Source organism: Sediminibacterium sp. FW305-C-49, from assembly GCF_058231085.1.
The window spans coordinates 312,663-338,188 of the sequence record NZ_JBIQXS010000001.1; the positions used below are offsets into that span (position 1 = coordinate 312,663).

The 25,526-nt window shown below is 41.3% G+C and carries 19 protein-coding genes and 1 tRNA gene; 8 read left to right on the forward strand and 12 right to left on the reverse strand.

What is annotated here, in order from left to right; translation table 11 throughout:
• The first annotated feature begins 73 nt into the window (after positions 1-73).
• Together ACH3Z1_RS01350 and ACH3Z1_RS01355 are read left to right on the forward strand one after the other, a co-directional pair.
• On the forward strand, positions 74-2,563 hold the full coding sequence (locus ACH3Z1_RS01350) for an Ig-like domain-containing protein (protein ID WP_490820038.1): 2,490 nt from the start codon (positions 74-76) through the stop codon (positions 2,561-2,563).
• 76 nt (positions 2,564-2,639) lie between these two features.
• Positions 2,640-4,640, forward strand: coding sequence for an OmpA family protein (locus ACH3Z1_RS01355; protein ID WP_490820039.1), 2,001 nt, complete (start codon positions 2,640-2,642; stop codon positions 4,638-4,640).
• Between the two features lie 224 nt (positions 4,641-4,864).
• Here the strand turns inward: ACH3Z1_RS01355 and ACH3Z1_RS01360 are convergent, their stop codons facing one another.
• The 6 genes from ACH3Z1_RS01360 to pth form a co-directional block, all read right to left on the reverse strand.
• On the reverse strand, positions 4,865-5,491 hold the full coding sequence (locus tag ACH3Z1_RS01360; protein WP_490820040.1) for a hypothetical protein: 627 nt from the start codon (positions 5,489-5,491) through the stop codon (positions 4,865-4,867).
• Between the two features lie 96 nt (positions 5,492-5,587).
• Positions 5,588-6,607, reverse strand: coding sequence for a LacI family DNA-binding transcriptional regulator (locus ACH3Z1_RS01365; protein ID WP_490820041.1), 1,020 nt, complete (start codon positions 6,605-6,607; stop codon positions 5,588-5,590).
• A 273-nt stretch (positions 6,608-6,880) separates the two neighbouring features.
• Positions 6,881-6,954: transfer RNA gene (locus ACH3Z1_RS01370), tRNA-Met, on the reverse strand.
• A gap of 45 nt (positions 6,955-6,999) precedes the next feature.
• Positions 7,000-9,063: an alpha-ketoacid dehydrogenase subunit alpha/beta gene (locus ACH3Z1_RS01375; protein WP_490820042.1), complete on the reverse strand. Its 2,064-nt coding sequence runs from the start codon at positions 9,061-9,063 to the stop codon at positions 7,000-7,002.
• A 28-nt stretch (positions 9,064-9,091) separates the two neighbouring features.
• Entirely contained in the window at positions 9,092-9,703 is a 612-nt protein-coding gene (locus ACH3Z1_RS01380; RefSeq protein ID WP_490820043.1) for a fumarylacetoacetate hydrolase family protein, read from the reverse strand.
• 122 nt (positions 9,704-9,825) lie between these two features.
• Positions 9,826-10,401, reverse strand: a complete 576-nt coding sequence (gene pth, locus ACH3Z1_RS01385) for an aminoacyl-tRNA hydrolase (RefSeq protein ID WP_490820044.1) — start codon at positions 10,399-10,401, stop codon at positions 9,826-9,828.
• Positions 10,402-10,503: 102 nt separating this feature from the next.
• On the opposite strand from pth, the gene ACH3Z1_RS01390 reads away from it, so the two are divergent.
• Complete coding sequence (locus tag ACH3Z1_RS01390) at positions 10,504-11,793, forward strand: sensor histidine kinase (RefSeq protein ID WP_490820045.1); 1,290 nt, start codon at positions 10,504-10,506, stop codon at positions 11,791-11,793.
• 56 nt (positions 11,794-11,849) lie between these two features.
• Here ACH3Z1_RS01390 and ACH3Z1_RS01395 read toward each other — a convergent pair whose 3' ends face one another.
• Together ACH3Z1_RS01395 and ACH3Z1_RS01400 are read right to left on the reverse strand one after the other, a co-directional pair.
• Positions 11,850-12,440 (reverse strand): 50S ribosomal protein L25, encoded by a 591-nt coding sequence (locus ACH3Z1_RS01395; RefSeq protein WP_490820046.1) that lies wholly within the window; start codon positions 12,438-12,440, stop codon positions 11,850-11,852.
• Between the two features lie 188 nt (positions 12,441-12,628).
• Positions 12,629-13,582, reverse strand: coding sequence for a ribose-phosphate pyrophosphokinase (locus tag ACH3Z1_RS01400; protein WP_490820047.1), 954 nt, complete (start codon positions 13,580-13,582; stop codon positions 12,629-12,631).
• 73 nt (positions 13,583-13,655) lie between these two features.
• On the opposite strand from ACH3Z1_RS01400, the gene radC reads away from it, so the two are divergent.
• On the forward strand, positions 13,656-14,348 hold the full coding sequence (gene radC / locus ACH3Z1_RS01405; RefSeq protein ID WP_490820048.1) for a RadC family protein: 693 nt from the start codon (positions 13,656-13,658) through the stop codon (positions 14,346-14,348).
• Positions 14,349-14,491: 143 nt separating this feature from the next.
• Here the strand turns inward: radC and ACH3Z1_RS01410 are convergent, their stop codons facing one another.
• The 3 genes from ACH3Z1_RS01410 to ACH3Z1_RS01420 form a co-directional block, all read right to left on the reverse strand.
• Positions 14,492-14,800, reverse strand: a complete 309-nt coding sequence (locus ACH3Z1_RS01410; protein ID WP_295204876.1) for a DUF3467 domain-containing protein — start codon at positions 14,798-14,800, stop codon at positions 14,492-14,494.
• 176 nt (positions 14,801-14,976) lie between these two features.
• Positions 14,977-16,419, reverse strand: coding sequence for a SusD/RagB family nutrient-binding outer membrane lipoprotein (locus tag ACH3Z1_RS01415; RefSeq protein ID WP_490820049.1), 1,443 nt, complete (start codon positions 16,417-16,419; stop codon positions 14,977-14,979).
• A gap of 21 nt (positions 16,420-16,440) precedes the next feature.
• Positions 16,441-19,659 carry a SusC/RagA family TonB-linked outer membrane protein gene (locus tag ACH3Z1_RS01420; RefSeq protein ID WP_490820050.1) on the reverse strand — a complete coding sequence of 1,073 codons (3,219 nt, stop codon included), beginning with the start codon at positions 19,657-19,659 and terminating at the stop codon, positions 16,441-16,443.
• A gap of 384 nt (positions 19,660-20,043) precedes the next feature.
• Between ACH3Z1_RS01420 and ACH3Z1_RS01425 the strand changes: the two genes are divergently transcribed.
• The 3 genes from ACH3Z1_RS01425 to ACH3Z1_RS01435 are packed head-to-tail and all read left to right on the forward strand — an operon-like array spanning position 20,044 to position 23,569.
• Positions 20,044-20,937 carry a bifunctional 5,10-methylenetetrahydrofolate dehydrogenase/5,10-methenyltetrahydrofolate cyclohydrolase gene (locus ACH3Z1_RS01425; protein ID WP_490820051.1) on the forward strand — a complete coding sequence of 298 codons (894 nt, stop codon included), beginning with the start codon at positions 20,044-20,046 and terminating at the stop codon, positions 20,935-20,937.
• Positions 20,938-20,952: 15 nt separating this feature from the next.
• A complete protein-coding gene (locus ACH3Z1_RS01430) occupies positions 20,953-21,600 on the forward strand; it encodes a 7-carboxy-7-deazaguanine synthase QueE (protein ID WP_490820052.1) in 648 nt (215 codons plus the stop codon).
• Positions 21,601-21,649: 49 nt separating this feature from the next.
• Positions 21,650-23,569, forward strand: coding sequence for an OmpA family protein (locus tag ACH3Z1_RS01435; protein ID WP_490820053.1), 1,920 nt, complete (start codon positions 21,650-21,652; stop codon positions 23,567-23,569).
• Between the two features lie 3 nt (positions 23,570-23,572).
• Here the strand turns inward: ACH3Z1_RS01435 and ACH3Z1_RS01440 are convergent, their stop codons facing one another.
• On the reverse strand, positions 23,573-24,265 hold the full coding sequence (locus ACH3Z1_RS01440; RefSeq protein WP_490820054.1) for a GLPGLI family protein: 693 nt from the start codon (positions 24,263-24,265) through the stop codon (positions 23,573-23,575).
• A gap of 96 nt (positions 24,266-24,361) precedes the next feature.
• Between ACH3Z1_RS01440 and dprA the strand changes: the two genes are divergently transcribed.
• Entirely contained in the window at positions 24,362-25,462 is a 1,101-nt protein-coding gene (gene dprA / locus ACH3Z1_RS01445; RefSeq protein WP_490820055.1) for a DNA-processing protein DprA, read from the forward strand.
• Positions 25,463-25,526 lie beyond the last annotated feature (64 nt).

Sequence of the window (25,526 nt, forward strand, 5' to 3'; positions counted from 1 at the left end):
AGCCATTTAATACAAAATAGTTTTACATGTTCTTGTAATCCAATTAATAACAAGCATTACAAGTACATACATTATGAGAAAAATTCTATTAAAAGTTCATCATACATTCCGTCTTTTCTGGAAAAATGATTTATTACAAGTAAGTGGGAAGTGGCTGGTTCTCCCTTTTTTAATTCTCCTGTCAGCCGGATGTAAAAAAGTAGTTGAAGAAAGCGGAACTACAGGTCTTTGTCCGGAAGTATTATCTACCACTCCTGCAAATAATGCAACCGGTGTAAACCTAAATGCAACGATTAACGCCAGTTTCAATGAAAACATTGATCCTGCCAGTGTAAATGCGACTACATTTAGAGTACAACAAGGAACGACTCCAATTGCAGGTATACTTAGTTATACAGGAGTGACAGCCACTTTTACGCCAACGAGTAACCTGTCACCCAATACTGTGTATACAGCCACATTAACAACAGGCATTCGCGATCCGGCCAGGAATGCAATGATTGCAGATTATACCTGGAGCTTTACCACTGGTATTGGTCCGGATATCGTTCCTCCAACAGTTACATTAACCGATCCGGCTAATGCGTCGATTGGTGTATCACTCAATAAAAAAATCGCGGTGACATTTAGTGAAGCGATGGATTCTTTATCTGTTACAAAAAGCTTCACATTAGCCAACACTACATCAGGTGGAGGAAATGTAATCGGATCTGTATCTTATACTGGTCTCACAGCTGTTTTTTTTCCTACCAATGATTTATTACCCAATACTACTTACGCAGGAACGATAACCACTTCTGCCAAAGATCTTACAGGTAATTCCTTAGTAGCCAACTATGTATTCAATTTTACCACAGGAGCCGCTCCCGATGTAACACCACCTGTTATAACATCTACATTACCTACTAATACTGCCACCAATGTGCCGCTCAATTCAAAGCTATCAGCTACTTTCAGCGAAGCAATGGATCCGGCTACTATTTCAGCCAGCAGTTTCAAATTAAATCAGGGCTCTACAGCTGTTTCCGGTACTATTACTTATACAGGTATGATTGCAGGTTTTTCACCAGCGGCTAACTTGTTACCGAATACACTCTACACAGCAGTGATTACCCAGGCGGTAAAAGATCTGGCAGGTAATGCTATGACAACTGATTATACCTGGACTTTTACTACTGGTGCGGCTCCCGATATTATTCGCCCGACAGTAGTTAGTACAGATCCTTTAAATACAGCTACCGGTGTTGCATTCGACAAAAAACTGAGTGCTGTATTTAGTGAAGCGATGGATCCATTATCTATCAACACACAAACATTTACTTTACGAAATGGCAATACAGCCGTATTAGGTAATGTAACTTATAATGGTGTTACAGCGGTATTTTCACCTTTGGCAAATCTGGCGGCTTCTACAGTTTATAATGCCACGATAACCACAGGTGCTAAAGACCTTGCAGGCAATACGATTGCCTCAAATTATACATGGTCTTTCACTACTGCAGCAGCCGTTGATGTTTTAAGACCTACTGTCGTTTCTACTGATCCATCCAACAATGCAACAGGTGTAATCTTAAACAAAATGATTACAGCTACATTCAGTGAAGCGATGAATCCGGCATCACTTAATACAATATCATTTACCGTTAGGAATGGTATTGTAAATGTTCCGGGAACAGTTAGTTATTCCGGCCTCACTGCAACATTTAATCCAACTTCCAATTTACAGGCTACCACCAACTATATTGCCACCATTACCACTGCAGCCAGCGATGTTGCGGGTAATACCCTGGCTTCAAATTATACATGGAATTTCACTACGCTTACACCTCCTCCTTCGTTAGGATCTGCAGCAGCATTTGGTGCATTTGGTGGCAGTGCAGGTGTAACCAATCAGGGTTTAAATACAGTCATCAATAATGGCGGATTAGGTACTACTGCCGCTTCAACACTTGTTACTGGTTTCCATGATGGTTTAACTGCTGATGTATACACAGAGACACCCCTGAATAAAGGAAATGTAACAGGCGGAATTTTCACGGCTCCTCCTGCTCCAGGTACATCAACTTCATTTACTAAAGCACAGCTAGCCCTCTCCGATGCTACAACTGCCTATAATAGTATTTCTCCGGCCTCTAAACCTGGTGGTATAGATCCGGGTGCTGGCGAATTGGGTGGACTTACGCTTGCCCCAGGTATTTACAAATCTGCAAGCGGAACATTCAAAATAAGTAATGGCAATTTAGTATTAGACGCTAAAGGTGATGCAAATGCTGTATGGATTTTTCAGACAGATGCAGGGTTAACTGTAGGTATTGCCGGACCTGCAGGTGCACGCAGCGTAACCATGATCAATGGCGGATTAGCTAAAAATGTTTTCTGGTATGTAGGAAGCTCAGCTACCATTAATGGTGCAGGCGGCGGAATTATGTCTGGAAATATACTTGCAGCGCAAGGCGTTACCTTCTCAACTGCAGGTAATGCAGTTCAGACAGTATTAAATGGTCGCGCACTTTCTTTAAATGCATCAGTGACTATGGTAAATACAACTATCAACGTTCAATAAAATTTATGTTACCCGTAGAACCAAATTGATTCTACGGGTTAACATTACTCAAACAGCAACTATTAAACAACGCAATATGTTACACTTATATAAAACGCTTCAACAACTCATCACGCTAATACTGATGGTAAGCCTTACGGGCTTAACCGCCAGTGGGCAAAAACCGAATCGTGTTCAACCTACCTGGTGGTTTGGACAATCGGGGGCTATCAACTTCAACCAATACCGTGGCACCACACAAATGCTCAATAGTGGGCTAAGCGTTCCTACTGCTTTTCATAAAGGCAATAGTATCAGACCCTATATTTCTATTTTAACAGAATATCGTCCTAATAAAACGGTGGGTGGCATGCTGAATATTGCATGGGATAACCGTGGTGGAGAATTTGAAACGGTGATGGCACCATGTAATTGTCCTGCCGATCTTTCAACCGGTTTAAGTTATTTAGCTATTGAACCCAGCTTAAGGCTGGCTCCTTTTTCATCTGCCTTTTATGTTTTTGCCGGACCAACCATTGGTATCAATTTATCCAAAGCATTTACTTACAAACAAGAAAAACAGGCTGATACCAGGGCCGACTGGAGTGACATCCGCAAAACGGTTATTTCAGCGCAGGCAGGTTTGGGGATAGACATACCACTTTCTGCACATAACAGCGAAACACAAATGACTTTGTCGCCCTTCGCATCTTTTCAGACAGATCTTGGTAATTCTCCACGCACAGTTGAAACATGGTCTTTATATACCGTTCGTACCGGCGTTGCATTAAAATTCGGAACCAAAAAAACAGTGTTAAAAAAGGTTCCAGATGCTACAATAATTCCATCGAAAACTGAAATACCTGAAAAAGCAGTTACGGTCGTTGCGGAAAAGGAAGTAATCTTCTTTGTACGCGCACCCAAAATCGTACCCGTTCAAAGACAGGTAAAAGAAACTTTCCCTTTACGTAATTCTGTATTTTTTGATATGGGCTCAAGTAATATACCCACAAGGTATATTCAGTTAAATAAAACGGAGGCTGTAGGCTTTAGAGAAGAGGGATTACAACAAAACCAGCCCGATAACCTGAATAGAGGTCGTTCAGCCAGGCAAATGGCAGTTTACTACAATATTATTAATATCACTGGAGATCGTTTGCGGAACAGTCCAAACAGTTCTATCACTTTAACCGGCGCCTCTGCTAATAATCCGGAAGAAGGTAAGTTGATAGCAGAAAATATTAAAACCTATCTCGTTAACAATTTTGGGATTGATGCTGCAAGAATCACTACAGTTGGCAGAAGTAAACCCACGATGCCATCTGAACAACCCAATGCTTCACAGGATCTCGAATTGTTACGTGAAGGAGACAGAAGAGTTGATATTGAAAGCAGTTCCAGCGAATTATTATTACAGGTAGGCGGAAGTAATTCTCCTTTTCTTAAACCCGTGCAACTTACTTCCTATCAGGTCGACCCTTTAGATAGTCATGTAATCATGAATGTGGAAGGAGCAAATGATCTTTTAAAATCCTGGTCTGTTCAGATAACTGACGACAGGGGGTTCTCTAAGTTTTATGGTCCGTATTTTACCGACAGGGCTTCGGTTCCAGGAAAAACGATTCTAGGAGAAAATAACTCCGGCAACTACAAAATCATCATGACTGGTGAAACATTTTCAGGCCGCCCCGTTCGGAAAGAAAGCTCTGTAAGCTTAATAAAAGCTGAAGACAGTAAAGAAGAAGGCCTCCGCTACAGTATTTTATTCGACTTTGACAAAGCAGATGCGTTGACCTCTTATGAAAAATTTCTGACCGATGTTGTTACGCCTTTGATACCTGAAAACAGCACTGTCATTATTCACGGCCACACTGATATCATTGGCGACATCAAATACAACCATAATTTATCACATGAGCGGGCCATGGGTACTCAAAAGACTATACAGGATGCTCTCAACAGAGCTGGAAAGAGAAATGTGAAATTCGAAAGCTTTGGATTTGGAGAGGATGAAAGTCTTGCACCTTTTAACAATAAATTTCCGGAAGAACGTTTTTACAACAGGTCGGTTATTATTGATATTATTTCAAGAAAATAATCACTTAGTCATTTCGAGAAAAATGACCCTAAAAAATTATCAGTATTGAAAAATAAATATGCTTTAGAAAAGAATTTTTGAATCATTGAAGATGATGGTAAGTCATTTCGATTTGAACAAAATCTTCAGAATGGCTATAGTATATTTCATTAAGCATAAGGAACCTCCTATTAGGGGGTTCCTTTATATTAAATAGCCGATGCTGTTATATCAGTATATGGTGTCTACCAAAGTAATTCTCTTAAATCGATCCGTTTTCTTTCAAATGGCACTTTCTTATGTACAGGCATTTGTTGGCTTGTCAGTATTTTAAAATGGTTGAAATCACCCAGGTATTCAAATACATATTGCTCCTCTATATAATAGCGCTGGTGATGCCCGTCTGACTTCCCATTAATCTTCACTTCTACAGGTGTATTTTTCTTCAATACAGAAAGCTGGTAAGAAGCTGTTCGTTTGGGAAACCAATGGTATTTTGCTCCATTAAAGTGAAGTTCAAGTTCTTCATTGTATTTTATGTGGAGGAAATCAATACCAAGAGATGTCGATATCTGTGTATACAGATTGGAAAGTGCTTTCCAGGCAAAGAGCTTATCTCTTTCATTTTCAGAAAAATCATCGAGCAGAAATAGCAGTGAATACCTGTTTATATCTTCATACCTATCGGCCTTTTCAGGCAGGTATAATTCGCCTTGTTCAACATAGCCACTTACCGATTGTTTTTCTGGCCAACGCAACCAGTCACGTCCATTTTCAATTACCGGATCACCTTTTTCGTACATACTGGCATTTCTGTACACCTGTATTACCTGTAATGGTCTTTTTAAGCTTATCTGCTGTTTGTTTTTCATGTTCAGTAAACCTGCTTTTAAAGGGTTGAATAACAGGAAAAAGTGAGATGATTAAATGCAATCGTAAGTTGCTCTGTTAAAAAATTAAACCTATGATTATTTACAAGTCACAAGTGAGGGTATTAGTTCTTCAGTATAATATGTCTTGGTTACAAACGCTTCTTTTTCTTTACTTTTCAGCAAAGTCATTAACATGTTCATTGCTTTTTCACCTTGTTTATATGGGTGTTGTTCGACAGAAACAAGAGGTGGATAGGCCGTGTAACTGGTAATAGGCAGGTTGGCAAAACTCACAAAAATGATTTGTTGATTTACAATGATGTTATTTCTTGCAGCATACTGTGTTGCATCCATATGTACATAATCGTTAAAAGTAATAATTGCCTGTGGAAGTTTTTTCAGGCTTAGTAATTTTTTCATGGCTGCATTTGTACCTTCTTTCGACAGGTCTGTTATTTCGACCAACTGCATATCTACTTTTAGCTGATGTTTTGATATGCCTTCAATATATCCTTTTAACCTTTCTTTACTGGCTTGCAATGTATCAGGTCCATTAATAAATGCAATATTCCTGTATCCATGGCTAAACAGCCATCCTACCAGTTCAACTGTACCCTTGTATAAATTGCAAAATACTTTGTGAGCATGGCTGATGGTTGGAATACGATCAAAATACACAACGGGTATATCAAATTTTTTTAGTGCTTCCAGGTGATGGTACTCGTTAGTTTCCTTTGACAAAGAAATGATCAGTCCATCAACCCTTTGTTTTTTCATGGCTGTTACCACTTTTATTTCCCGTTCCTGTTCATCATAACTCTGACCAAATAAAATGGTGTATTCGTGTTCTATCGCTGCCGATTCAATACCGCTGATAGCCTGGGAAAAAAAATCTTCCCTGATGTATGGAATAACTACACCAATTACATGTGTCTTTTTTTGTTTGAAAAAGATGGCCTGCGTATTCGGCTCATAGCCTAATTCTCTGGCTAGTTGTTGTACCCTTTGTTTGGTGCCCAGACCAATGCGGGGATGGTTGCTCAGTGCCCTTGATACCGTAGATACAGAAACATTGAGTCTTGCAGCAATTTCCTTAATAGTTGGCAATTTTTCCACGCAGCCTGGTCGTTTGTTTCAGGTCATTAAAAGTAGGGAATAATTTATCGATATTATTCTGCGAATACTTATCCAAATATGTAGTAATGATTGCTTACCCAGCTATTATAAATAGCATATTTATTCATCTAAAGTGAATGCCGCTAATGTTACCCTTGCAAAGAAGGGCGCATAAATTTGAATACTGCTTACAAAAATCCAAACACCAATAATTCCTCTGTTCAATATTGGCTATTAAAAAAGCGCCTACAAAGTAGACGCTTTCAATGTCGGTAGCGGGATCGGGAGTTGAACCCGAGACCTTTGGGTTATGAATCCAACGCTCTAACCACCTGAGCTACCCCGCCAACTGTAAATTTTCATTTACGGGGTGCAAATATAGGGGTTCGGACTTAGTATGCCAATAATTTTGCGATCCTGTTCGCCACGCTACCGGCATTGGGTAACATACTGGCTTCCAGGGCTAAATTGATGGGTACGGCGGGTAAATTCAGTGAGCCTAATACTTCCACACGGGCATCCAGGAAATGATAACAGTGATTGCTGATGCGCAGGGCCAGGGCCTCTGCAAATGAATTGTTCTGCTGTTCTTCGCTGAGCACCAGCACTTTTCCATGTTTTTTTACCAGTTGATATATCTGTTCTTCGTCTAACGGAAAAAGTGTGCGTAAATCGAGTACTTCTACCTGGCCGGGGAAGTGGGTCGCTGCTGTTTTGGCCCAGTATACACCCATACCATATGTAATTACACAAACGGTTTCACCTTTCCTGGTTTTTTCTGGTGCAGCCGCCAGTACAATATTGGCCTTGCCTAGTGGCAATATATAATCTTTAGCTGGTTCAATGGTTTTGGCTTCTTCCGTTCCAGGTACTTTACTCCAATACAAACCTTTGTGTTCGAGCATCACTACAGGATTGGGATCATGAAAAGCGGCTTTTAGCAGCCCTTTCATATCTGCCGCATTGGATGGGTACACCACTTTAATTCCCTTCACTGTCAGGAGCGTACTTTCAACGCTGCCACTATGATAAGGGCCACCACCACCATAAGCACCAATGGGCACCCTTAATACCATACCTACCGGAAATTTTCCATTAGAGAGATAACAGGATTTTGAAAGCTCTGTTACCAACTGGTTAAAGCCGGGATAGATATAATCTGCAAACTGTACTTCTACCATCGGTTTCATGCCCAACGCCGACAAACCAGCGGTAGATCCAACTATATAGGCTTCCTGGATGGCCGTATTAAATACCCGGTGGTCGCCAAATTTATCTGCTAATGTTGCAGCTTCACGGAACACACCTCCAAGACGCGCTCCTACATCCTGCCCGTACAACAATGCTTCCGGATGATCTTCCATCAACTCTTCAATAGCATGAAGGGCCGCATCTACCATCAATACTTTTTCGGCATTTTTGGGCGCCCTTTGCCCCTTTTCTTCTCTGATAGCTGTAGGCGCAAATACATGATCTTCCACTGTTTGGGGATCGGGTTCCGGCGATGCCTGAGCCCGCTGAAAATCTGCCATCACTTTTTCTCCTGCCTCTTTTTCAATCGCACTGATGGTATGTTCTGCTATTCCTACATCTGCTAATAAAAGGCGCAGTTTGGGGAATGGATCGTATGACCCATGTTTCAACAGGTCTTCCCGGCTCCTGTAAAATTCTTTTCGTACACCACTGGTATGATGCCCCAGCAATGGCACTTTTGCATGTACCAATGCAGGTTTTCTTTCCGTTCTGGTATATTCGATGGCTTCTGCCATGGTTTCGTAGCTCCTGATAAAATCGCTTCCATCACATTGCCATCTTTTCAATCCTTTAAATCCTGCGGCAAAATCATACGCATTCATGGCCCGCACTTCTTCTGCTGATGCGCTGATGCTCCATTGGTTATCCTGAACCAGGTAAATAATGGGTAACTGTTTCAGTACGGCAAACTGCATCGCTTCACTTACCTCACCTTCGGTTACGCTCCCATCACCCAACGAACATATTACAATGGGTGGTTGACCATTTGTAACAGGAAGTTTTTCGCTTTTTATTTTTTCGAGATATTGAATTCCCTGAGCCAACCCTGTGGTAGGTATGGCTTGCATACCAGTGGCACTGCTCTGGTGTATGATAAAGGGGCGATCTGTGTCTTTGCTGCTGGGATGACAATAGTATGATCTCCCACCCGAAAAAGGATCTTCTTTTTTGGCCAGGAGCTGCAACATAAGTTCATAGGGCTGAAAACCGATAGATAACATGATGCTGTCATCACGGTAATAAGGACTTACCCAATCGCAGGGTAAGAGCTGCATACCCGTTGCCAATTGAATGGCTTCATGACCACGTGATGTGGAATGAACGTATTTACAGATTTGCCGGTTGGCGTCATAGGTATCGCACATGGCTTTGGCAGTGGCCATATACTTATATGCCTGTAATAAGATTTCCGGGGTAAGCATCTATCGTATTAACGACTTCTGGTTGATTTTATTTGATCTCAAGCTCAAACATTTTTTCCTCTTTCAGGTAACCTTCGAGGATATCGCCGACTACACATTCTCCCACACCTGCGGGAGTACCCGTAAAAACGAGATCGCCAATATTCAGTGAAAAATATTGTGAGACATGTGCAATGATATGATCGCAGGAAAAGATCATTTGTGATGTATTACCATCCTGTACCAGTTCTTTATTTTTCTGCATAGAAAACTGTATGGGCAAACGCATGGTATCAGGTTGCAATGGCATCCATTTACCAATTACGGCCGACTGGTCCCAGGCTTTTGCCTTTTCCCATGGCAACCCCTTTTTCTTGAGTTCGGCTTGTATATCTCTTGCCGTAAAATCAATCCCAACAGTTATGGCGTCATAATAGCGATGTGCATGCTGTTCCTGTACATATTTTCCATTCTTGGAAATACGCAGCACCAGTTCTGCTTCGTAATGGAGCTCATTGGTAAATTCGGGGTAATAAAAAGGTGTATTGGTTTGAAGCAGTGCCGATTTGGGTTTCATAAAAATAACCGGCTCCTCGGGTACTGCATTTCCTAACTCTTTTGCATGATCGACATAATTCCTGCCTACACAAAAAATTTTCATACACTTTGATTTAATATTAACCAGACATCTTTTCGATCACCCGGCCTGAAAAGGAATTGGTATTTTTCAAAGGATTGAAATGGATAATATTGAATATTGAAAACGTTTAACCAGCGTTTATATTATAAAAAATTCAGGTTATTTACTGTATTCATCGTTTTTTCAAGCCCGATGGTTGCAAATGCTTCTATAATTTCTACCGATTTATTGATTTTCTCCTGTACCACAGGTTGTTCTTCCGGAAACCATTTACCCAGCACAAAATCTACCTGTCTGCCTTTGGGGTATTGATTGCCAATACCAAAACGCAATTTAGGGTATTGATCGGTACCCAAGGTAAGCTGAATATCTTTTAAACCATTATGACCGGCATCTGAACCAGACCCTCTCAACCTCAATTTGCTCAATGGCAAAGCTAAATCATCTACAATCGTGAGTGTATTTCCAAGTTCGATTTTTTCCCTGTCCATCCAGTATTTAAAAGCTTTTCCGCTCAGGTTCATGTATGTGGTAGGCTTGATACAGATAAAAACCTTTCCCTTCCATTTTACTTCAGCCACTTCTGCAAGCCTGTCGAGTTTAAAAAAAGCATTGTGTTTCAATACAAATGCTGTTACCACATCGAAACCAATATTATGACGGGTATGCTTGTATTCTTCGCCGATATTACCTAACCCGATTATCAGGAACTTGTTCATAGATAACACAAAAATAATCAAGAGTTTTATGCAAGAAGGAAATAAAAAATAACCGGGTCATTGAATATCGATTTATTTTCGGCTTCCAACCTAGACCTACCAATGCGAATTCCTGGCTTTTTTGATACAATTGTCAATATAGGAGTGCATCCTGGCCTAGATGCTATCGACCGGAAAAAGGCAAGGGTACTTAATTTTATGGTGATACTTGGCCTGCTGCACAGCGTTGTTTTTATCATCATCAATTTTTTTGAAGGGCATTACTGGAATGTTGCCTTACTCTCACTCAACATAATCGGCGGATTTGTTTTCCTGGTTATCAACTATTATAGTTTTGTACAAACTGCCCGTATTATTCTGAGTATACTTTCTACTGCCAGTCTTTGCCTCAGTTCCATAAAGTTCCAGAACGGAAACGAGTATTATCTTATTACGAACCTGGTGGTCGTGAGCTTGATTTTGAAAAGAACTACCAGCATTATCTGGCTCTCATTTTTAATCATGACCTGTTTTATTTTTATCCGTTTTACAGATACCACAACATGGATGCTTGAACCATTACCTCATTCAAGGGTACTCATTAATATGACGAGTGCCCTAATCCTGGCTTTTTTAGGGTTAATTTATTACCGTTACGAACAGGCTTTTTATGAAAAACAGTTACAAAAGAGCCAGTTAACACTCGAGACAAAAAACAGTGAATTAGCCGAATCGAATATCACGAAGGAAAAACTTTTTTCCATCATAGCACATGACCTCAGATCGCCTATTGCTCAACTAAAAAACACATTGGATCTGCTGAACCGGCAATTACTCACACCAGAAGAATTCAATAAACTGGTTGAACATATTTCACTCAATGTAAAACAACTACAAGGTGGCTTAGATAATTTGCTACAATGGAGTAATAGCCAGTTAGATGGTATTGAAGTAAAAGAACAAAAAGTGGATTTTTCTGCTACCATAGGCCAGGTATCTTCACTAATGCAGGCCGAGTTGGAGAACAAATCAATACAGCTCCATATTCAATCGGATGGAGGGTTTATTTGGGCCGACTCCAACCATCTGCAACTGGTATTACGTAATCTTTTATCGAATGCCGTTAAGTACAGCTATAAAAACAGCATGATTGAAGTTTGCCATTATACTTTGAATCATGAGGCTATCATTTCAATAGCTGATGAAGGCGATGGTATGGATAAAAGTACAAGCGATAGGCTCTTTTCGGGTGCAAATATTATTTCAAAAAGGGGAACGCTGAATGAAAGAGGAACCGGACTTGGATTGAAACTCTGCAAAGAGTTTGTTGAAAAAAACAATGGCCGTATCTGGGTAGAAGCAAGGCAGCCCAAAGGAACCGTTTTCTTTGTATCCTTTCCTGCCAGCATCTAAAAAAATAACCCCGGTAAGTATTATTACCGGGGTTACAGCATTTATTTTGAAAAGAATTATTTCTTCTTCTCGTCTTTTGCAGCAGTTGCTTCTTCCTGCTTCAACTGTCGTGTCATCACTACCGATGCGATAGGAATACGAGGAGAGTTCAGAATTTCCATATTATCTGCTTTTACATCTTCAACGCGGATGTTACCATTCAGTTCGAGGTTGGTAATATCTACAGTAATGTTCTCTTTCAGATCTTTTGGAAGCGTTTTTACTTTCAGCGCTTTCATTTTTGTTACCAGTTTACCACCTTCTTTAACACCAGCAGATGTACCGGTAAATTTAAGGGGTAAAGTAGCAATCACTTTTTTGTTGTCGACCAGTTCCAGTAAGTCAACGTGGATCAGTGAATCATCTACTTTGTCAAACTGAAGATCTTTCAGGATGCATTTGTAGGTTTTGCCATCCACTTTTACCTCGGCTAACTGGAATTCACTTGTGTAAACCAAAGACTTGAAAGCCTTTGCAGGAGCAAAAAAATTGATCTCCTGTGCACCCCCGTAAATTACACCTGGCACGTTTTCCTGAGAGCGAATCTGGCGGGCGGCTTTTTTGCCATGCTCGGTCCTCAGTTGTCCTTCGATTGTAATCGTTTTCATATTTAAAATTTTGGACGGCAAAAGTAGGGAAAATCCGGGGATTTTGAGCTACAAGCTTCAAGCTACAAGCTACAAGCAGGATAAAAAAAAGAAATTCCGCATAAGTAGTTGATTTTAAACAACTTATTTATGCGGAATTAAAGGTCCAAATAGCTTGCAGCTTGAAACTTGCAGCTTGTAGCTTCTTCCTACCCTCTTCCCTTCAATTGTGAGTGTATAAAGAGGCTGGTAATACTTTTATTTTCATAGGCATTACGAATAGCTATGGCAAAGAGATCGGCTACAGATATCACTTTTATTTTGGGTGATTCGGCTTTCAAAGGAATGGTGTCGCATACAACCAGCTCTTCCAGTACACTATTTTCGATGTTCTCGTATGCTTTCCCGCTTAATACGGGGTGTGTAATGAGTGCCCGAACACTTCTGGCTCCCTTTTCTTTCAATAAGCCGGCCGCTTTGGCAAGGGTTCCGCCCGTGTCGCAGATATCATCCACTAAAACAATATCACGGTCTGCAACGTCACCTATGACCACCATACTGGCAATTTCGTTGGCGCGTTTGCGGTGTTTATCGCAAATCACCATTTCAGCATTAAAATAACTCGCAATTTCTCTCACACGGTTGGTACTTCCTACATCTGGTGCCGCAAAAGTGAGGTTCTGCAATTTAAGTTGCTCGATGTACGGAATAAAAATGGCAGAACTATCCAGGTGATCGACCGGCACATCAAAAAACGCCTGAATTTGAGCGGCGTGGAGATCCATCGTTATCACCCTGTCCGCTCCGGCTGCTTCCAACAGAGTTGCTATAAGTTTGGAGCCAATTGCGACCCTTGGTTTATCCTTCCGGTCCTGACGGGCAAACCCGTAATACGGAATTACTGCAATGATTTTATAGGCGCTGGCACGTTTGGCAGCGTCTATCATCAAAAGCAGTTCCATCAGGTTATCGGTAGGCGCATAGGTGCTTTGGATCAGAAAAACATAGTCGCCACGGATGCTTTCCATAAATATGGGCTGGAATTCTCCGTCGCTGAATTTCTGAATATTGATTTTACCAATGGGTGCACCAAATTGTTGTGCAATCTTTTCTGCCAGCTTTTGTGAACCTGTGCCGGAGAATATCTTGACAGATGGATTCATAATAGAGGGAATATGCGGCGAAGATAGAGATTAGGTTAAGAAATTATGATTTGAAAATTTCAATTTTTTTACCATGGAAAAAAATACCATCAAAGAATGGGCTTCCGATGATCAGCCCAGACAAAAATTACTCACCAAAGGGGTAGAAAGCCTTAGTGATTCTGAATTACTGGCTATACTGATCAACCATGGAATTCCGGGTAAGTCGGCACTTTCACTGGCTAAAGAATTGCTTTTGCACTGTAAAAACGACTTACATAGCATGGGTTCCATGTCGGTTCAGTCTATCTGTAAACTTGGCATCAAAGGGTTGGGTGTAGCAAAAGCTATTTCCATTACTGCTGCACTGGAACTCGGTTTACGCAGACATCAGCTGATTGTTAAACGGGATATCATCAAAAGCAGTCAGGATATTGCCGAATTCTTACGCGCCAAGCTGGCTCACAAAACGCAGGAAATATTTGCCGTTCTGTTTCTCAATCGTGCAAACAGGATAATAACGCTGGAAACCATCAGTGAAGGCGGGATTACAGGTACGGTGGTCGACATCCGTATCATCATGAAAAAAGCAGTATTACATGATGCGGTATCTATTGTTTTATGTCATAACCATCCAAGCGGCAATTTAGAACCCAGCAGAGCCGATCACCTGATTACACAAAAAATTAAAGAGGCGGCGGCTTTATTTGATATCCGTCTGCTTGATCATATCATTGTAAGCATTGACGGATATTACAGTTTTGCAGATGAAGGCAAACTGGGATAGACAGGATCAGGAGGATGAACAGGATAGATTATAAATGAATTTGAAGCGCATTTTATGCACTTTACATTCACCTATAGTTCACAGTTATATAAAAATTATGCCCTTGTATCTTGTGTATCTAAAAACATCACGCCTCATCCCAGTCAAGCCTGTGCGGTAGGCCCGCCGAAATTCATAGGTATTTCAATGTGTTCAAGATCCTGAATATCTCCATTGGCTGCTTCAAACCTTGCTATATTTTCTTCAAGTGCTTTCATAAAACGCTTGGCATGCATGGGTGTAAAAATGATCCTTGATTTTACACGGCTTTTGGGTGTACCGGGCATAACATTGACAAAATCAATAACGAACTCTGCATTACTGTGTGTAATGATGGCAAGGTTAGCGTATTCACCTTCGGCCATTTCTTCACTGATTTCAATATTCAACTGGTTATTGGGTTGCTGTTCCATATCGTTGGTTAAGAAGGGCAAAAATAGGTAAAATAAGCGCTGAATACCGGTGAGGTATATAAAAGAGAAGGCCGGTAAGAATACCGGCCGTTCTCATGTGCATGATAAACTATAAAAACTGAAAACGAGTGACTAATTATTCAATTTGAATGTACAACATTTTCTAATTCACTGCACTATTTATCCCACCAAACTTTTGCATTCATTGAGTTCGAATTGTAAGTCGCCGCAGCGCTTGCATAGTTGGTTGGATTATACAATGGTTCATTGGAACCATATGGAATTCTTCTGGGAACGGCACTTGCCGATCCGGGAACCGCAGCCATCACAGGGAATCCTGATCTGCGGTATTCTGCCCACCCCTGGTTACCATCAGGGAAATAAGACAACCATCTTTGTTCAGCAATTTTCTGCGCATCAGAAGCAAGACCTGTCAATGCGATATCAGGCTGAGCCAGATAAGTTGCAATAGTTCCTGCAGCGGTAATACCCCAGCGATTTAATTCTGCCGTAATACCACTTGCATACTGGGTGGCAGCCACTTCAGCAGTCCATCCTAAACGTGCAGCTTCTGCGCGGGCCAGGTATACCTGTCCGGCTGTCATCAAATACATAGGCATGGTCTGGGAAGTTGCCGTAAATCCATACAGGAATCCAAATGTTGGATTGGTTGTTTGCCATGCCAAAGCATCGGCACGCGTTAAACCATAAGGAAATCCTTTCGCATTGTTTGTATACACATTGATCCGTGGATCATTCTTAGCCGTTAACTGATCTGTAACTGTTTTACTAACTGCAAAGTCGAAACGCTGTGTAACGACATAATAGTTATAAATGGGGTTACGATAGTTTCCACCTGGATAAACAATGGAAGCATTATCTGCATTGTTATCAATGACACCGGCTGCAATGGCCGCTGCAAATTCAGCTTTACCTAAAGTTGCATTGGCTTTCGACATACGAAGTGCAATTGTTGCAATCAGTGAATTAGCAAACTTCTTCCATTTGGTAGTATTACCACTGTACATGATATCACCCTGAACAGTCAGACCACCATCAAATTGTGCGGCAGCTTCTTTCAGTTCTTTAATCAGGTCAGGATAAATCAACTCCTGTTTATCATAAGCAATTGTTCCTTTTCCTTTTAGCGCTTCAAAATAAGGAAGGTCGCCGTATGCATCTGTCAGCATCCAGAAATTGTATGCTTTCAGAATACGGGCGATGGCTATCTGGTTATTGTTTGAACCAAATTGAGCAGCCGCTCCCTTTGTATCGGGGTTGGTATTTACATTAATGATGTTCTGCAAATCATAGAGATCTCCAGCGTAAATTCCATCCCAATTGATGACAGGCTGTGCATACCTTGAGATATCGGTATACTGGGTTTCAGACATGTACTGACAGTACAAACCCGCAGTAGTATTGATACCGCCACCCCAAACGTTACCACCGGCACCGGCGAGTACGTTGGTCAGCAATGCTGATGTAATGGGAACAGTAGTTGCGTTAGGGTTATTATTGATGGTTCCAAAATCATCAATACCCTTACTACAACCAGTTAACAAGGTTGCAAAAACCCCTAATGCCATTGCGGCTCTTTTAAAATTCACTTGTTTCATATTAAATGATATTTAAGGGTTTTAGAAATTAAGTTTTAAGTTAAATCCAATTGAACGTGAACCTGGCAGGTTACCATCTTCACCAAATACACCACTGATCTCAGATGGATCGAAGTTTTTGGTATCACGATAGATAAAGAACAGGTTACGTGCAATTACTGAAACAGATGCACCCTGAAATACTTTTCCTACTTTACCCAGTTTTTGGGTAGGAATAGCATAACCCAAACTCAACTCACGCAGTTTTACGAAAGTAAGATCGTGTACAAATGGTTCAGCAATTTGCTGATAGTAGAATTGGTGGAAATAATCATAGGCACTGATGTATACATCCACTGGTGTTTTACCATCGGCTGCATCAACACCTCTTACACGGATACCACCACCTGCAGAAACATCATCACGAACAGGATTTCCTTTTTCATTTTTACCAGCCGTTGTATTCAACAGACCAGAGAAAGTACCCCACTGCTCAGACAATGAGAAGAATTTACCACCCACCTGGTAGTCAAATGTGAGACCCAGGTTCCAGTTTTTGTAAGTAATAAAGTTCTGTAAACCACCGGTAAGTCTTGGTACAACTGAACCCCATTCTTTTTGGGCATCAGCCTGGTACCAACCCAAACCGCCACTGAATCCGTTGGTAGTAATCAAAGGCTGGCCTTCAGCATTACGCTTGATACCACCGCCCATGAGCATACCCCACTGCTTGTCTACAAAGTGGAAAGCACGTGCAAAACGGGTACCGAATGAACCACCAGACAATGTATAACTGGTTAAACCAGGAGCCAGTGCTCTTACCTTATTATCTAAGATATAAGCAACTGTTTTATTGATTTCCCAGCTCAGGTTTCTTGTTTTCAACACACTTACACCCAATTCAACTTCTAAACCAGAACGGGTTACTCTTGCTGCGTTGATGGTTTGTGAAGTAAATCCACTTACACCACTTACAGTTACACCCAGTGGCTCATCGCTGTTGTCTTCATTATAGTACACGATATTCAGACGTACTTTGTTTTTAGCAAAACGCAGGTCCAGACCAGCTTCCCATGTAGTGGTTAATGCACCACGCAGGTTTGGATCTGGTGATCCGTTTGGAGTTGACATCAGGAAGTTGCTTCCCCATAATAATGCATTTACAGAGTAGTTCAGGTTGAGTGCGTATGGCCCGAGGGTTTTTGGTTTTTTACCCCATGAACCAAACACTTTACCAAAACTTAACCATGAAATTTTCTTGGTGAATTCGCTGAATACAAATGAAGCACCTACAGATGGAGATAACAATGAGTTATTTCCTTTGGGCAGTGTAGAGAACCAGTCGTTACGGAATGCCCATGTTAAACTGAGGTATTTTTTATATTCTACATCACCAAATGCAAACAATGAGTTCGCCTGCTGATCAGATCTTGTATTACCGATCGTAGGCGTAGTTTTTGAGTTACTGATTGCATACAGATCAGGTACGTTCAAACCTGTATTTGTATTGGCAGATACAGCCCTGTTACGGATGTTCAAACGGTTTGCACCGAGATTAGCGGTAACATCAAGGTCTCCGAATTTCTGTGTGTATGTTGCCACACCTTCAAAATTCCACTCGTTGTTTACCGTAGTACTGGTTCCGTAGCTGGCCAGCAAACCGGTTTGTCCACCGGAAGTTTCCAGTATACTTGGTGTAATATTTTCTACACCACCACTAAACTGATCTTTACGAACTGTTCCTTTGAACTTAAAGTTCTTAGAGAATTTAACAGTCAGGTTTACATCTCCATATAACCTGTCTCTTCTTTGTGCGAGATCGATGTTCTGGAAATAAGTAAACGGATTGTACCAGTAGTTAGCAGAATATACGCTGTTTCTTGGTGCAGCCGCACTCCATGAACCCGGGTTACGACGGAAGTTCCATGATGCAAATGTTCCGATGGGTGTTTTTAAGCCCGCCAGTTCACGCATGATATCGATATCAAGATCACGGTGGAACCACTGGCTGAAGTTACCTGCAGAGTTGTTTGCATATCCATCAGAGAAATCACCTTTAATGAGCTGGTTGGTATAATTCAGGTTGGCACCTAAAGTAATATACTGACCCATATCCATACTGAAAGAAGTATTCAATGTATGTCTGAGTGATTTACTGTTCTCCAGCATACCCTTGATGCTCTGGTTGGTGTATGAAACACGCAGATTGGTACCTGCTCCATTACTGTGTGTAAAACTTACGTTTGTATTGGATGTTACACCTGTGTTCCAGAAGTCTTTGGCATTGTTAGGCTGAGGCGTAAAGCTGGCTGTTTTGCCTGAACGTGCATGACCAGGTATGAAAGCATACCATGGAATATATTCAGAGCCATCAATTTTAGGACCCCATGAAGCATCGTCTGTAAAATCGCGATAACGTTTTCCGTTAAACGCCTGCCATTCTGTTGGCATACCCGCAACATAGTTAAATGTTAACCAGTCGCCATCACCACCACCATATTCATTCTGGTATTGGGGCAGGAAAACAGAACGATCAAAAGTGATCGACTGGTTTACTTCTACTCCAACACCTTTTGCTTTTGTACCTTTTTTCGTTGTAATGATAATCGCACCATTACCGGCACGGCTACCAAACAATGCAGTAGCATTTGCACCTTTCAATACGGTAATATCTGCTACATCATCCGGGTTCACATCAAATGAGTTGGTAATGGTACCGTCTACCACATAAATGGCTCCGGCATCACCCAATGAACCACCACCACGAATACGCAGGAAACCCTGGTCGTTCAGTTTGGCGGCAGATTGTCCTCTGAACTGTACACCAGCTACTTTACCGGCCAATGCATTGTTCAGGTTGGGTTGACGAATCACATTCAGTTTTTCGTCGCTGATCACCTGTGAACTGAACGGTGTTGTACGCTGAGATTTTTTTACACCAAAGGCGCTGGTAACAAATACTTCCTCCAGCTCACCTGCCAGTGTTTTAATGGAAATGTTTTGGTAAGCAGATGAAGCAGTAAACTCATAGGTCTCGTGCCCGATGGCCGAAACCGTAATTTTTGCGCCCTGCTTAACTCTTAGAGTGAATTTGCCGACTTCATCGGCTTTAACGGCATTGTTGGTGCCTTTTTCTTGGATAGTGGCATTTGGTATGGGGCCTCTGTCATCAGACACCTGACCCTGTACCACCACTGTTTGCGCAAAGCTGGATAATGTCCACAGCAATGCAGCAGCTAACAGTGTTAGACTTTTTCTCATGTGCGTTATTTTAGAATGAAGAATAATTGTTAAAATGCTTTAACAACTTCTGAGCGTTAAGGTAAGAATGTTTTTGTTCAACCGATCAAAATAATTTTGTTTTCTTTAACATTTATCATAACAAACATGATTGTCAGGTATTTAGGCGAAAAAAATGATAATATGTAAAAAAACGAAACTATATTTTTATATTCATAACATGTAGTTCAGGGCTTCACAAAGCATAGAAAAAGTTCATACTAAAGCTATTCCGGTCCTTAACCTATTTGGGATAAAAGCAGATGCAATAGGTTATTTTTTGAAAAACATTAAAATATTTACTAATGAACAAGTCTTTTTTATGCAGGAAAAGGAAGTCCTGACCTATTTGAATACTTTTGCGGCATGTTAGTATTAGATGGTAAAACTGCAGCCGCCGCAGTAAAGGAATCCCTGAAAACAAAAACGGCCATCCTCGCAGCCGAACATAAAAGAAAACCGCACCTGGCAGCCATTCTCGTGGGTAATAATGGTGCCAGTGAAACTTATGTGGCCAGTAAAGTAAAGAATTGTGAAGAAACAGGTTTTGAATCGACTTTGGTGAGACTGGACGAAAATATGGATGAAACCACGCTGCTGCAAACAATAAACCGTTTAAACGAAGATGCTTCTATTGACGGCATCCTGGTACAACTTCCACTACCCAAACAGATCAGTGAACAAAAAGTAATTGAAGCCATCGATCCGGCAAAAGATGTGGATGGTTTCCATCCCGTTAATGTGGGCAAACTGGTTCAGGGACTTCCTACCTTTATTCCGGCTACTCCCTATGGCATTATGCTGATGCTGGAACATTTTAATATTCCTACCAAAGGCAAACATGCAGTAGTAATAGGAAGAAGCAATATTGTTGGTCGCCCCATGAGTATTTTATTAAGCAGTAACCTGAAACAGGGTAATTGTACTGTTACCATCTGTCATTCACATACACCCAACCTGAAAGAACTTTGTTTACAGGCAGATATTATTGTAGCGGCATTAGGAAGACCAGGTTTCGTAACAGCAGATATGGTTAAAGAAGGTGCTGTGATTATAGATGTAGGTATTACACGCGTAGAAGACAGTACAGCCAAAAAAGGTTTTCGCATTAAAGGTGATGTAGCATACGATGAAGTAGCAGCCAAAGCCTCAGCCATCACACCAGTACCCGGTGGCGTTGGATTGATGACCATTGCAGGCCTATTAAAAAACACCATGCAGGCATATGAGCAGAGAGAAGGCGTAGTTAATAGTCAATAGACCATCTTATGGACTATGGTCCATAACTTAAAAATTATACTTATCAGCAACAACCAGCAACATACCAATTCATTACCCGTTATGGAAGCATTCTACACCCTCCAGGGTGAAGGCTTTCACCAGGGCCGTGCAGCTTATTTTATCAGGCTGGGCGGCTGCGATGTCGGCTGTGTTTGGTGTGATGTAAAGGAAAGCTGGGATGCCTCAAAACATCCACTTATAAGCATTGATGAAATAGTTGCTTCGGCATCTGTTCATCCGGGAAGATTAGCAGTTATTACCGGTGGGGAACCACTGATACACCAGCTCGATGAATTAACGACAGCTTTACACGAAAAAGGTTTTGAAACCAATATTGAAACATCCGGCTCATCGGCTTTAAGCGGACATTGGGACTGGATCTGTTTATCTCCCAAAAAATTCAAAGCTCCATTGCCAGAGATCGTACCATTGGCCAATGAACTGAAAGTGGTGATTTTTAACAAACACGATTTTGAATGGGCTGAAACATATGCTGCACAGGTTGGTCCGGCCTGCAAATTGTATTTGCAACCGGAGTGGGACAAAGCCTCCATAGTAACGCCATTGATCATTGACTATATCAAAGCACACCCGCAATGGGAACTGAGCCTGCAGGTACACAAATACATCAACGTTCCTTAACGAAAGAATTTTAACAAGCTACTCTATTGTTTTTTCCGAACTTTCAAACGTGAAAAACCATCAACTATTCATTGGTCTGCTGACCCTTTTCTTTGCCTATAACAGTGCTGCGCAGGCATATGATGCCGAAAAGGTAAAACCACAGGCGCTCACACGTTATGAAGATGCCATCAGCTTATTAAAAGATGGCGACACCCGTGCAGCAATACCTGTATTGCTTGACTGTATTAAAATCGATTCCAATTTTGTGGATGCTTATTTATCACTCGCCGGTGCTTTGGGCGAATTAAAGCAGTATCAGCGATCTGTAAGCCTCTATGAAAAAGCAAAAGCAAAAGATCCGGCTTATTTCAATGTGTATCATCTTCCTTATTCCATTAACCTTGCCGGACTTGGCAGGTTTGAAGATGCTTTGGTAGCAGTCAGCAATTTTTTATCCATCCCTAATCTAAGTGAAAGAGGTATTAAAAGTGCTCAGTACCGTAAAAGTACCTACCTGTTTGCCATTCAATATGCACAGCAACACCCGGTAACAGATTACCAGTTTGCACCAGTGAATCTGGGAGACAGTGTAAACGGTCCACGCTCAGAATATTACCCTTCTGTAACAGTTACAGATAGTTTACTTGTTTTTACCAGAAGAACCGGCGACCAGCGTGAAGATTTTATGCAGAGTTCCATCACCCACAAACGTTTTGGTAAAGCAGAACTGATTGATGGTGATATTAATATCGAACCACTCAAAGGTGCCATTACTGTTTCGCAGGATGGTGAATGGTTATTATTTGCCGGTAATTTATCCGGACCAGGCCTGGGCGGATATGATATTTATCTCTCCCAATATACGCCGCAGGGTTGGAGCGATCCACAAAACCTCGGACCTACCGTTAACACCGAATTCTGGGAAAGCTCACCTGCTTTAAGTCCGGACAAGCGGGTACTCTATTTCAGCAGCAACAGACCCGGTGGTTATGGCGGAAGAGATTTGTATATGTCTGTTCGCCAACCCAATGGCCGCTGGGGACAAGCTGTAAATATGGGGCCATCCGTAAATTCTGCGGGTGATGAACTTGCTCCTTTTATTCATGCCGATAACCAGACGCTTTTTTATACATCGGATGGTTTGCCGGGTTATGGCAATTCTGATCTGTTTGTACTGCGTAAAAATGACAAAGGTGATTGGGGAGCTCCTGAAAATTTAGGGTATCCGATCAATACCATTGAGAATGAAGGCAGCCTTGCTGTATCGGCCGATGGTTTAACAGCCTATTATGCAAGCGACAGAAGCGACAGCCGCGGCAACCTTGATTTGTATAGCTTTCAGCTTCGTCCCAATATCAGACCCAATCGTACTTTATATGTAAAAGGAAAAGTAATAGATGCAAAAACCAAACAAGGTATTCCTTCCACCGTTGAGTTAACGGATAACTACAGTAACCTGGTGTTGATGAAAGTACAGACCGATGAGTTAGGAGATTATCTTGTTACACTACCCACCGGAAAAGATTACACATTTACCGTGAACAGAAAGGGATATTTGTTTTACAGTGAAGTATATGCATTGAGTCGCAAAGAAGCCGACAGTACTTACAAAAAAGATATTCCACTCAATCCTGTACAGCTAAATGCCAGCTTTGTGTTCAACAATATTTTATTTGCTACCAACAGTTATACATTACCGGCAAACGGTTTGGTTGAGCTCCAACAATTGATACAGGTCTTACAGGATAATCCTACGTTGAAAGTAGAGATCAGTGGTCATACAGATAATACGGGTAATGCAAAAGACAATCTTACACTTTCTGCCAATCGTGCAAAAGCCATCGTTGATTACCTGATAAGTAAGGGAATTGAGCCTTTGCGATTATCGCACAAAGGGTATGGTGATACACAACCTATTGCAGATAATAGCACAGAGAGTGGAAGGGCGAAGAACAGGAGAACCAGTTTTACCGTAACAGGTTTGTAATTACTATTGACGGTTAAAAAAGTTGTTCCTTAGTTCAATTAACAATTTTTCAAACTCAAGTGCACCAATCGGTCTGCCTTTTTTGGGTTTGATAAGTTTTCTTGTTTCAGGATCAATACGTTCTGCTATAATTACCTGTCGAAATAGACGGTGCCTTCTTTCATAGGCTAATACAAGTCCGGGCAAGCCGGTAAATCCATACATAGATAATGGATAAACTAATGCAGGCGTATACCAGAAAAATGTCTTTGCATCATCTGTCTGATCAACAAGCACAGCTTTATAACAGGTATATCCTAATATTTGAATTGAGTCTTTCACTAAGTCAAACTGTTGCGCACGGTATGAAGCTTCAACCTGATACTTACCTGCATTCCAGGGTTGAGACTGTCTGAATTCCTTTTGTAATTTGAAATCAATATATAGGTTATGTGAACCAAAAGAAGAGCCTAGCGGGTTTTCATTTCTTTGTCGTTCTTTTTGGTAAAGATGGATATAGGCAACAGTGTCGGCCACAACCAACTCATAATTGGGCATCGGATGAAACCGATGTTTTTTTAAAAACCCCGAAATATGCAGCGAATCTTTTGTATCGAGGTAACCTGATAAATAGCGTACTGAAAATGGCGGTTTATAATTCTGTGCAATAAGGACACCATAAGCAAAAACAAAAATTACAACTCCTATAATCCGCATTGAATCTGTATTAAGAATATAAAAATATGATTTTAGGGTAAAAGTCTACGTATAAATACCTGTTTTCTGTGTTGGCTAAATCCTGATATTGTCGGGATGTACACACAGGAACATGTATATCAGCTATCACTTACCCGGGTACCCGATCTGGGAAATATTCTCTGCAAATCATTGATTGAACATTTCGGTTCAGCCACTGCCGTATTTAATGCAAGGCTAAAAGAACTTGCGGCCATAGATGGTATTGGCGCGCACAGGGCAGGACAAATTAAAAAATTCAGGAATCATGCTGACGCAGAAAAAGAATTGTCTGTTATCGCCGCAAAAAAAATAGCATTGCTTTTTATCACCGACGAAAAATATCCAAAGAGGTTACGCAATTGTCCGGATGCCCCACTGGTATTATTTTATAAAGGCAATGGCAATCTCAATCATCATAAAATCATCAGCATTATCGGTACCCGTCATCATACGGAATATGGACGCTGGGCCACCGAGCAAATCATCAGGGAACTACAACCCTACCAGGTTAGCATCGTGAGCGGGTTAGCATATGGCATTGATGCCATCGCACATAAAACAGCATTACAGCAACAGGTACCTACCATTGGTGTGCTCGCACATGGCTTTAATACTATTTATCCGGGACTGCACCAATCGCTTGCCCGTGAAATGACGGAACAGGGAGGATTACTCACAGAATTTTTATACAACGAATTACCCGACCGCCATCATTTCCCCAGGAGGAACAGAATTGTTGCTGGTATGACAGACGCCACCATCATTATTGAAACAGCCTGCAAAGGGGGCAGCATGATTACAGCCGATCTTGCCTTTCAGTATAACCGTGATGTATTTGCCGTACCCGGGCGTATGAACGATACCAAAAGCAGTGGCTGTTTACAATTGATAGCAGAGAACAAAGCCACTGCTTATATCAACACTCCTTTTTTTCTGGAATCAATGGGATGGATGGAAACCAGAAAGAAAAAAACAGTAGAGAAAAAATTGTTCTACGATATTTCATCCAATGAACAAATCATTCTTTCCTTATTACAGGAACAGGAGGAAATGCATATTGATGACATCTACCTGCAAAGCAAACTCAGCAGTTCCGAAATGGCAGCCGCCATATTAAATCTTGAGTTACAGAATATTATTATCCAGCTTCCGGGGAAAAAATACAGGGTTACTTGATCGTCCATGGTCCATTCACCATGCCCAAATCATTTTTTGGACTCAATATATCCGTTGCGCTATC